The sequence below is a fragment of the Azospirillum largimobile genome (assembly GCF_977007025.2).
Window position 1 is genome coordinate 420,002 of record NZ_CDRMUA020000006.1, and the last position, 7,499, is coordinate 427,500.

The window sequence follows — 7,499 nt, forward strand, 5'->3', positions numbered from 1 at the left end:
TCCCCCGCTGGGCGGGGGAGGGGGTAAGTGCTTAGGTGGGAGAGTGGTGGCAATCCCTCCCCCGCCCAGCGGGGGAGGTTAGGTGGGGGCAATCGAATCCTGCGCTTATCAAAGAAAAAGCCCCAGACATTTTAACAAAACCGCCCACCTTTTCCTTTAAAGCGCCTTTAAAACACCTTCGCTATCGTTAACCCCATCAGTCCTTCGTGGAGAATCCCGGGACGCGCCATTCCCCTTCCGTTTGTCGCCACTGCGACGGCCCGTTCGACGGCCTGTTCAACGGTTGACCAGAGGATCCCAAGGATGAGCCTGTACAGCGCAATGCGTTCCGGTGTCAGTGGCATGGCCGCGCAAAGCTCGCGCCTCGCCGCCATTTCGGACAACATCAGCAACTCCCAGACGGTCGGCTACAAGCGCTCCACCGTGGATTTCTCCACCCTGGTCACCGCCCCCGGCGCGCGCAGCACCTATACGGCCAGCGGCGTGCAGTCCGCCACGCACTATCAGGTGCAGCAGGACGGCACCATCCTCGGCACCACCTCGACGACCGACATGGCGATCAGCGGCGATGGCTTCTTCGTTGTCGGCAGCACCGCGTCCGGGACGCCGCAATATTCGCTGACCCGCGCCGGCAGCTTCCTGCCCGACGAAAGCGGCTTCCTGCGCAACAATGCCGGCCAGTATCTGGAAGCGTGGAAGCTGAACCCCGACGGCACGCTGCCCAACGTCAGCACCGCCCGTTTCGACGACCTGCAGTCGGTCAACATCGGCAACCTCGTCTATGGCGGCAGCCGCACGACGCTGATGGACTTCTCCGGCAACCTGCCGGCGCAGGCGGCGGCCGGCGACAGCTTCACCACCAGCCCGACCTTCTATGACGGGCTCGGCAACCCGCTGGACCTGTCGCTGACCTGGACCAAGGGCGCCACCCCCAACCAGTGGACGCTGACGGCCACCGGCCCGGCCGGCTACACGGTCGGCGGCGCACCGGTGACGCTCAACTTCGCGGCCACCGGCCCCTATGCCGGAAAGCCGGTGGACGGCGCCGGCCTGCCGCTGGACCCGATGCCCGGCATCACCGTCACCTCGCCGGCCACGCCGACCGCCGACAGCTTCACCATGTCGCTCGGCAACGTCACGCAGTTGAACGGCGACTATGTCCCCACCGTCACCGGCGACGGCGCCAAGGTCGGTCAGGTCACCTCGGTCAACATCGACGACAGCGGCAAGCTGTGGGTGATGTACGACAACGGCGCCCGTCAGGCGCTGTACCAGATCCCGATCGCCACCGTCACCAACCCCGACGGTCTGGTCGCCCAGGACGGCAACACCTACACGCTGGGCGCCGAGACCGGCACGCTGACGCTGGGCGCCGGCAAGAAGGGCGCCGCCGGCACCGTCATCGGCAGCGCGCTGGAGCAGTCCAACGTCGACATCGCGACCGAGCTGGTGTCGCTGATCGAGACCCAGCGGGCCTACTCGTCGAATGCCACCCTGGTGCGCACGGCCGACGAGATGGTCGAAGAAACCACCCGCCTGAAGCGTTGAGCCCAGTCGCGACGGAGCCCCGGCCATGAGCGTCCAACTCGCCCTCACCGCCGCCCTGTCCGGCCTGCGCACGACGCAGCAGCAGGCGGCGATGACCTCCCACAATCTCGCCAACGCCACCACCGCCGGCTATGTGCGCCGCGACCTCAGCCTGTCGTCGGCCAACACCGCCGGCCGCGGCGCCGGGGTGCAGGTCGACGCCATCGCCCGCAAGGTGGACGAGCTGCTGATCCGCGACGCGCGGTTCGAGACCAGCCGCTACACCGGGCAGGAGGCGCGTGCTTCGGCGCTTGCCGACTACGCCCTGGTGCTGGGGCAGCCGCAGGACGAGAAGTCGGTCTCCACCCAGCTGTCGAAGCTGCAGCAGGCCTTCTCCCGCCTGCATGGCATGCCGCAGGACGATGCCGCCCAGAACGCGGTGGTGTCGCAGGCGATCACGCTCAGCGACAGCCTGAACCGTGCGGCGGAAGCGGCGCAGACCGTGCAGTCCGACACCCGCGACCGCCTGCAGACCTCCGTCGACTCGGTGAACACCGCGCTGCAGCGGATCAGCGACCTGAACGGCAGGATCGCCGGGCTGGAAGCGCGCGGCGGCGACACCGGCGACCTGCGCGACGACCGCGACCGCCTGCTCGACCAGGTCTCGCAGGAGATCGGCATCCGCACCTACAGCCGCGAGGACGGCCAGGTGGTGGTGATGACCCGCAACGGCCAAACGCTGCTCGACCACCAGCTGGCGCCCGGAGAATCGCCGCTGACGCTGCTGGGGGACGATGTGATGGCCAACGGCGTCTCGCTGTCCGCCAACCCGGACAGCGAAATCCAGAGCGGCCGGATCATGGGCTATGTCCAGACCATCAAGCAGGACATGCCCCGCGCGCTGGCCCAGCTGGACGAGTTGGCCGCCGGCCTCGTCCAGGCCTTCCAGGGGGCCGAGGCCGACCCGGCCCAGCCGGGACTGTTCACCGATGCCGGTGCCGCCTATGGCACCACCGCCGGGCTGGCGTCGCGCGTCGCCGTCAACGACGCGGTGCGGACGGAAAGCTGGCGGGTGCGCAGCGGCATCCAGGCAGCGGCCCCGCTTCAGCCGGGCGACCAGACGCAGATCGACAAGTTCCTGACCGTCTTCGCCACCGCCCGCAGCTTCGCCGCCACCGACATGCCGGCCTCCACGACGCTGGGCAGCTACGCCACCGCCATGGTGTCGGCCCAGCAGGGCTACCGCACCGGCGCGGAATCGGAGATGAACGCGCGCAAGATCAGCGCCGACACGCTGGAAACCGCCCGCATCAACCGCGACGGCGTCAACATCGACGACGAGATGCAGAAGCTCCTGCTGATCGAGCAGAGCTATGGCGCCAGCGCGCAGGTGGTGCAGGTCGCCGGCCGCATGATCGACATCCTGCTGCAGATCAAGGGGTAAGATCCGATGCTGTACAACGCCCTGTCCACGCTGGGGATGAGCCGGAAGCTGCAAAGCACCATGACCCGGCAGCAGATGGAGCTGACCCGCGCGAACGAGGAGGTGGCGACCGGCGTCCATGCCGACGTCTCCGCGACCATCGGCGCCAGCACCGGTCGCGACATCGCGTTGCGCAACCTGTTCGACCGCACCGACGAGTATGTGAAGACCACCGACCTGCTCGACGGCCGGATGAAGATGATGGACAGCGCGATGACCAGCATCATCGCGTCCGGCACCGACCTGCTGGCCGCTGCCTCCACCGGCCTGGGGCAGCAGTCGCCGACCGGCACCTCGCTGCAGGTCCGGGCGCGCGGCGTGCTGGATCAGGTGGTGGGGCTGCTGAACGCCTCGTCCGGCAACGCCTATCTGTTCGCCGGCACGGCGCTCGACCAGCCGCCGATGCGCAATGTCGACGGCGACAAGTCGGGCCTGCGCGCGCCGATGCAGATCGTCCGCGACGCCATCCAGTCCGCCACCGGCGGTGCGGAGATGCCGGTGACCGCGGCGGAGACCGCGGCGGTCATCGCCCGGCTGGACGATCTGTTCGCCGTGCGCGACCCGGCCACGCCGGCCACGCCCCCGCTGACCGATACCTTCGAAGGCGGGCTCTACACCGGCACCACCTCGCTTCAGGCAGGCGGTGCCTCCTCCCCGCGCGTCGCGGGCCGGCCGGCGGACTCCAGCACCATCGCCTATGGCGTGCAGGCCAACGACCCGATGATGCGGGAGCTGCTGGAAGGCATCTACATGCTGGCGGCGGTCGATACCTCCAAAATGGATGTCGACGCCTATCCCGACTACATCAAAACGGCGGTCGACAAGCTGTCCAGCGGCCTCGGCAACCTGCGGGAGGCGACGGCGCAGCTCGGCGTCCAGCGCGCCCAGATCGCCACGCTGGCCGAACAGCACAAGACGCAGAAGTCGATCCTCAGCCTGCAGATCAACAATCTGGAAGGCGTCGACCCCTACGAGGCGAGCACGCGGATCAGCCAGCTGGAGGCGCAGATCGACGCCACCTCCAGCGCCACCGCGCGCATCGCCAAGCTGCACCTGACCAACTACCTCTAGGTCCCATCACCATGAGCCCCGGCATCCAGGCCCCCGTTCCGCGCCGGCTCCAGCCCGCCATCAGCCGCGCCTCCCTGAGCCGTGCTGCGGCTCTGGCCGCCGGGATTCTGCTGGCTCTCACCGCCCTGTCGGTGCTCCCCGCACCGGCGGCGGCGCAGACGCGGGTGAAGGATCTGGTCACCTTCGACGGGGTCCGCCGCAACCAGCTGGTCGGCTACGGCTTGGTGGTCGGGCTGAACGGCACCGGCGACCGGCTGATCAACACCCCCTTCACCGAACAGAGCCTGAAGGGGATGATGGAGCGGCTGGGCATCAACACCCGCGGCGAGACGCTGCGCACCCGCAATGCCGCGGCGGTGATGGTGACGGCCAGCCTGCCGCCCTTCCCGCGCCAGGGCACCACGGTCGACGTGACCGTCTCCGCGCTCGGCGATGCCACCAGCCTGCTGGGCGGTACACTGGTAGTGACGCCGCTGCTGGGTGCGGATGGCGAGGCCTATGCCGTCGCCCAGGGGCCGCTGTCGGTCAGCGGCTTCAGCGCCGGCGGTGCCGCTGCGACGGTGACCAAGGGCGTTCCCACCACCGCCCGCATCGCCAATGGCGCCACCGTCGAGCGCGAGCTGAAATTCGCCCTGAACGACGTCGGCGCGGTGCGGATGGCCCTGCGCAACCCGGACTTCACCACGGCGATCCGTATTGCCGATGCGGTGAACGGCCGGCTCGGCGCCGGCAACGCCAGGGTGGTGGACCTGACCACCGTCGATGTCCGCATCACGGGGTCCTACGTCGGCAATGTCCCCCGCCTGATCGGCGAGATCGAACAGCTGCCGGTCCGCCCCGACGCCATCGCCCGCGTGGTGGTGGACGAGCGCAGCGGCACCATCGTGATCGGCGACGACGTGCGGGTCAGCCGCGTCGCCATCACCCAGGGCAACCTGACCGTCCGCGTGGTGGAGACGCCGCAGGTGTCGCAGCCGCAGCCCTTCAGCAACGGCTCCACCGTCGTGGTGCCGCGCACCGACGTGCAGGTGCAGGAAGGCAACGGCCGCCAATTCGTCACCGTCGGCGGCAATGTCAGCCTGCAGCAGCTGGTCAACGGCCTGAACGCTCTCGGCGTCGGGCCGCGCGACATGGTGGCGATCCTCCAGGCCATCAAGGCCGCCGGCGCCCTGCACGCCGATCTGGAAATCATCTGACCGCGAGAAACGACGATGGACATCGCCGCAGCCACCTTCCGCGCCACAGCCGCGACTGCCCCTGAAACTTCGACGCCAGCCATTCCCAACTCGGCCCTTTCCAACCCCACTGGCGCCGACAAGGTCGCCAAGGAGTTCGAGGCGATGCTGGTCGGCCAACTGATGGAAAGCATGTTCGCGGGCATGCGCGAAAGCCCGCTGTTCGGCGGCGGCGGCCCGGCGGAAAAGCCGTGGCGCAGCATGATGTTGCAGGAGTACGGCAAGGCCATCGCAGAGTCCGGCACGCTCGGCATCGGCAAGATGACGCACGACGAGATCGCCCGCCTCTACGCCGCCCAAGGCGCCACCCAGACGGAGCAGCCGTCATGAGCGTTACCCTCAAGGACCTGATCCACGAATTCGCCCCCGACCGTGTCGCCGATCAGGCACCGGCCGAGGGGCCGGCCGCTCCCGATCCCGGCTATGATGGCGCTACCGCGCTGCTGGTGCGCGACTTTCTTGACGCTGTGGAGGCTCTCTCCGCCGTTCTGGAAGAGGAGTCCGCCTGCATCGCCGCCGGCATGCTCGACCGGCTGGAGGCCTTCGCCCACCGCAAGGCGGCGATGGCCGAACAACTGGAAGGTGCCGTGCTGCGCGCCCGCGACGAGGGCATCCGCCTGCCCGACGACCTGCGCGCGATGACCCTGGAGCGCATCGACCGGTTGGAGCGGGCGGTGTCTGTCAACGCCTCCGGCCTTGTCGCCCTGCGCAAGGCGGTGTTGACCATCAATCGCAACCTGCTGGTCGCGCTGGAAAAGGCGGCCAGCGACGGGACCTATGCCCGCGACGGACAGGCCCGCCGCCCGGTGGAGCTGTCCGCGTCTGGCCTGAACGCCAGTCTTTGAGCCCTAACCGCGGCTCTTCACGCTCGCCAGTTCGCCCGCCTGCTCCAGTTTGATGATGCAGGCAACCAGCGCACGCTGAAAGCCGCGGGCGTCCGACGGCAGCGCCACCCCGGCGCCCGTCGGCCAGAACTCGACGAAGGCGAGGCTGCCCTCCCCTTCCGCGCTCTGCCCCTCCCCGCTCTGGCCCGGCCACTCGAAGGCGATCCCGATGCCGATCTCCTTCGTCGTCCGCCGGTGGTCGGTGACGAGGATCTGAGCCTCCCAATGCATGCCGCCGGTGCCCCTGTCGGCCCGCTGCTGGCTCCAGGTCCGAAGATAATCGCGGAAACTCTCCGACTGACGATCCAGCCGCACATAGCTGGACCGGTCGGTGACGGCCGATGCCAGCCGCGTGGTATAGCGCGCCTGGGAAAGCGCCCGCGTCACGTCGGCACACAGTTCCTCGATCAGCGCCAGGCTACGCCGCACCGTATCGCTGAGGGCGGCCGCAAGCGATGGACCAGTCAGGGCCGCCGCGGCGTGGTCCTTGCGGTAGATATCGAAAAGATCGTCCGGATCGCCCATCGCCGTCCCCACGCAACCGCCAGCCGGCGGACCACTGCGACCAATCCACCAAAAACAAATTAATAGCCGGTGAAGCGATGAAAAAATGCGTCGGCGCAAGCACGCAATTTCCAAAACGCCGAAACGCCCCGGCTGGTATGAGCCGGGGCGTTTTCGATGTGTGCGAAGATGCCAGCGTTTATGCTTCGTGTATGAGCGTCTCTTGAGCCTGAGTGACCTGGCGGCGACCTACTCTCCCACGTCTTAAGACGCAGTACCATTGGCGCGGAGGCTTTTCACGGCCGAGTTCGGGATGGGATCGGGTGTTTGACACCTCGCCATGACCACCAGGTCACCAAGGCTCAAGACCGACGCTGTTCCGAAGCAATCGCTGTTCAGTGCAAGTGAGGGAGGATGTATCGAACTGGCGGTGTTGCGTCAAGCAGGGCCTTTGAACAGGCTTGCTGCTGCGCATGGCGCGGTTTGTGGTGTCGAGATCAAGCCGATCGAGCGATTAGTAAGGCTTAGCTTCAGACATTGCTGTCCGTCCACATGCCTCCTATCGACGTGATGGTCTGTCACGGCTCTCAAGGGAGCTCTGGTTTAGAGGTGGGTTTCCCGCTTAGATGCTTTCAGCGGTTATCCCGTCCATACTTAGCTACCCGGCCATGCCACTGGCGTGACAACCGGTGCACCAGAGGTATGTCCATCCCGGTCCTCTCGTACTAGGGACAGATCCTCGCAAAACTCCGACACCCACGGCAGATAGGGACCGAACTGTCTCACGACGTTCTA

Annotated in this window: 7 protein-coding genes and 2 rRNA genes (1 of these 9 cut by a window edge); 6 read left to right on the forward strand and 3 right to left on the reverse strand. The window is 67.5% G+C overall.

Translation table 11 applies throughout. The features are described from left to right. Positions 1-321: 321 nt before the first annotated feature. The 6 genes from ACWPKK_RS29165 to ACWPKK_RS29190 are packed head-to-tail and all read left to right on the forward strand — an operon-like array spanning position 322 to position 6,161. Positions 322-1,548, forward strand: a complete 1,227-nt coding sequence (locus ACWPKK_RS29165; protein WP_452011574.1) for a flagellar hook protein FlgE — start codon at positions 322-324, stop codon at positions 1,546-1,548. Between the two features lie 25 nt (positions 1,549-1,573). Further along, positions 1,574-2,971 (forward strand): flagellar hook-associated protein FlgK, encoded by a 1,398-nt coding sequence (gene flgK, locus ACWPKK_RS29170; protein WP_452011510.1) that lies wholly within the window; start codon positions 1,574-1,576, stop codon positions 2,969-2,971. A gap of 6 nt (positions 2,972-2,977) precedes the next feature. Beyond that, a complete protein-coding gene (locus tag ACWPKK_RS29175) occupies positions 2,978-4,081 on the forward strand; it encodes a flagellin (RefSeq protein ID WP_452011513.1) in 1,104 nt (367 codons plus the stop codon). An 11-nt stretch (positions 4,082-4,092) separates the two neighbouring features. Next, the gene (locus ACWPKK_RS29180) at positions 4,093-5,277 is read left to right on the forward strand and encodes a flagellar basal body P-ring protein FlgI (RefSeq protein ID WP_452011515.1); all 1,185 of its coding nucleotides are present in this window, start codon (positions 4,093-4,095) and stop codon (positions 5,275-5,277) included. 15 nt (positions 5,278-5,292) lie between these two features. Beyond that, a complete protein-coding gene (locus ACWPKK_RS29185; protein WP_452011517.1) occupies positions 5,293-5,646 on the forward strand; it encodes a rod-binding protein in 354 nt (117 codons plus the stop codon). Further along, a complete protein-coding gene (locus ACWPKK_RS29190) occupies positions 5,643-6,161 on the forward strand; it encodes a flagellar protein FlgN (RefSeq protein WP_452011520.1) in 519 nt (172 codons plus the stop codon). Before ACWPKK_RS29185 ends, ACWPKK_RS29190 begins: the two co-directional genes overlap by 4 nt. A 3-nt stretch (positions 6,162-6,164) precedes the next feature. Here the strand turns inward: ACWPKK_RS29190 and ACWPKK_RS29195 are convergent, their stop codons facing one another. The 3 genes from ACWPKK_RS29195 to ACWPKK_RS29205 form a co-directional block, all read right to left on the reverse strand. Beyond that, complete coding sequence (locus tag ACWPKK_RS29195) at positions 6,165-6,737, reverse strand: hypothetical protein (RefSeq protein ID WP_452011522.1); 573 nt, start codon at positions 6,735-6,737, stop codon at positions 6,165-6,167. A 203-nt stretch (positions 6,738-6,940) separates the two neighbouring features. Next, positions 6,941-7,056, reverse strand: a 5S ribosomal RNA gene (rrf, locus tag ACWPKK_RS29200). 141 nt (positions 7,057-7,197) lie between these two features. Next, positions 7,198-7,499 (reverse strand): 23S ribosomal RNA (locus tag ACWPKK_RS29205) (it continues 2,444 nt past the right edge of the window).